We start from the raw sequence: 1356 nt of genomic DNA, 5'->3' as shown, positions 1-1356 counted from the left end.
GGATGCGGTGGAGCGGGGGTTCGAAGGACCGTTCCCGTGCGGCGGGGCAGAGTGGATCAGAGTGTTGTCCTGCCCCGGACCACGCGCCGATCATGCATGCCGGAGGCCCGCCGCCGCACCACGGGTGGCAGGTCCGGCCGGATCGCGCCATCGCGCCGGCGGCGCGCGCCGGCGCTCACCGGTAGACCAACAGCGCCGGGCGGCCGGCGGCCGCGTCGCCCGGGTAGAACACCCGGTTGAGCAACACCAGCGTCCCCTCGTGCCACAGCGGCCGCTGGTCGTGCACGAACAGGCCGCTCATCAGGGCCCATTCGCGGCGCCGCGCCACCGGGTCGAGGGTCAGCAGCGGGGCCGCCCGGCCGGTGTCCGGGTCGATGGCCACCACGAGCCCGGCGCGTTCCTCGCCCGCCGGCTGGTAGGCGAGGATCCGGTCCCCCCGCACACCGAACGGCCGGATGTCGCCGCCGCCCAGCGCCGGCACCTGGTACTCGGCGAGGCCGCTCCCGAGGTCGAAGGCGACGACGGCGTTGCCCGCCTCGGCGCCCGGGGCGTCGTGGCCGCTGGCCAGGTAGAGGTGGCCGTCGTGCACGACGGTGCCGCCGCAGTCCGCGAACGACGCGGTCCGGCACGGCGGAAGATAGCGCTCGCGGTCATAGTCCAGCTCGTACCTGATCGACTGGCGATCGTCATCGACCACGAAGACGTGCTCGGTGACGCTTCCGGGGCCGTCGCCGCTTCCCGCGTCGTCGCCGAGCAGCGCGGTGACCACCAGCGGCTCGGTGGAGAGCACGGCGGTGACGGCGAGCGGCCGGCCGAGGAACCGGGGCCCGAACGTCCACTCCCACAGTTCCCCGCCCCACGCGGTGGTGGCGCGGACGGTGCCGCCGTCCCGGCCCGGCGGGCTGCCGCAGGCGGTCCTGGACACCAGCGCGCCGTCGACCACGGCGTACGCGTCGGCCACGCAGCCGGCGCCGGCCTCGTCCGCCGCCACCCGCCAGAGCGGCTCGACCCCGGCCGGGCCGTCGGCGAGCCGGAAGCCGGCGGCGGCGCCGTCCCAGGCGACCGCCACCGTGTCCCCGAGGATCGCCGGCTGGTCGTCCGCGCCCGGGCCCCGGCCGTCGACCCCCAACGGCACCTGGGCGACGGCCTCCCCGGCCACGATGTCGAGCACGGTGAGCGTCCCGCAGTCCCGCCCCTGGAGCACCGCCACCCGGCCCTCCGAGGACGTCGGGGACGCCTGGCAGACGCCGTCGGCGAGGTCGAGCGGGAGACGCCAGTTGCGGGCGCCGGTGGCCAGGTCGTACGAGACGACGCCACCGTCCGCCACCCGCACCAGATCGTCGCCCGCCACCCAGT

At 76.4% G+C, this 1356-nt stretch carries 1 protein-coding gene; it reads right to left on the bottom strand.

The genetic code is table 11. The annotated features are described in order from the left end of the window. Positions 1 to 175 precede the first annotated feature (175 nt). Positions 176 to 1356: PQQ-binding-like beta-propeller repeat protein (locus E1283_RS36235; RefSeq protein ID WP_132822397.1), on the bottom strand; the 1181-nt coding region annotated here is incomplete at its 5' end.

Origin of the sequence: Streptomyces hainanensis (genome assembly GCF_004348415.1) — a bacterium.
Lineage (GTDB): Bacteria > Actinomycetota > Actinomycetes > Streptomycetales > Streptomycetaceae > Streptomyces > Streptomyces hainanensis.
This window is presented reverse-complemented; position numbering and strand designations above follow the sequence as displayed.